The organism is Micromonospora sp. NPDC000207 (genome assembly GCF_040300925.1).
Taxonomy (GTDB): Bacteria; Actinomycetota; Actinomycetes; order Mycobacteriales; family Micromonosporaceae; genus Micromonospora.
The window spans coordinates 1-1,282 of the sequence record NZ_JBEPEQ010000240.1; the positions used below are offsets into that span (position 1 = coordinate 1).

1 protein-coding gene is annotated in these 1,282 nt (G+C 72.2%); it reads right to left on the bottom strand.

Translation table 11 applies throughout. The annotated features are described in order from the left end of the window. The coding region (locus tag ABT336_RS27425; protein WP_350900500.1) for a condensation domain-containing protein at window positions 1-1,282 on the bottom strand (1,282 nt) is incomplete at both ends.

Consider the following 1,282-nt stretch of genomic DNA (forward strand, 5'->3'; position numbering starts at 1 on the left):
GGCGCGAACAACTCCTCCACCGCATCCCACACCAACGACACACCACCGTCACGCTCCACCACCTGGTGGTCCAACCACACCTGCGGCGTCTGGGACAGCATCCAGCCGAGCCGGCCGAAGACCTCCTGGACGTCCCGGCCGACCAGGTCACCCATGCCGATTGCGCTGGTGAACACGACGGTCGCGGGATGGCGGTCGTCGGGCCGCGACCGGGTCAGGTCACGCAGGACCTCCACCCCGGCGTACTCGCTGTGGCCGACGTCGGTCCGCAGCCGGGTCTGCAGGGCACGGACCCGCTCGACGAACGGCACCGGTTCGGTGACGTCGACCTCGAGGGGTACGAGGTTGGTGAAGTCGGCGACGATCTGTCCGACGTGCGGATCGGTGATCTCCCTGTCGAACAGCGGCAGGCTGAGCAGGAACCGCTGGTTGGTGCTCCACGCGCCCAGGACCTCGGCGTACGCGGCGGCGAGGACCACCGACGGGGTGACCGCGTACTGCCGGCAGACCTCCTCGAACCGGTGTCGTGCGGCCGGGTCGAGGAGGTGGTCACGGCGTCGGAACCGGGACGCCCCGACCTGCTCGGGCGGGGTGGACAGCGGCAGTTGCGGCGCCGTCGGCATGGTGGGGATCCGGGACCGCCAGTACTCCCGGGCCCGGTCGCGGGCCTGCTCCTGGCGACGCTGCCGGCGCAGCAGGTAGGTCGGGAAGCCGTAGTCCAGTTCGGGCAGTCGGGCGTCGGGACCGTCGGCGTAGAACCGGGACAGGTCCTGGAGGATGATCTGGATGCTCAGGACGTCGGCCACGAGCAGGTCGAAGTTGACGTGCAGGCGGTGCCCGCCCCCGGGGAGCAGGGTGACCCGTACGTCGAAGACCTCTCCCCGGGCGACGTCGAGCCGGCGGTGGGCCAGCGCCTCCCGCTGCTCGGCGAGGTGACGCTCGGCGTCGGCGGCGGGCGCGTCGCGCAGGTCGTGGACGGTGAGGCCGGGCCAGGTCGACTCGCTGTCGATCTGCTGGGTGCCGTCGTCGAGGAAGCGGGCGCGCAGCAGCCCGTGGCGTCGCAGGAGTGCCCGCACGGCCTCGTCGAGGCGGGCGGGGTCGACCGGTCCGGTGGCGTCCCCGTCGAACTCGACGTAGAAGTGGCAGCCGACACCGCCGAGGACCTGGTCGTCGCGGCGGCCGATCCAGTAGGCGTGCTGCATCGGGGTCAGCGGGAACGGCCGGGTCTCGTCGACCTCCGCCTCGGCGTCGTCGGCGTCCGCGCCCGCGTCGTCGCCGTGGG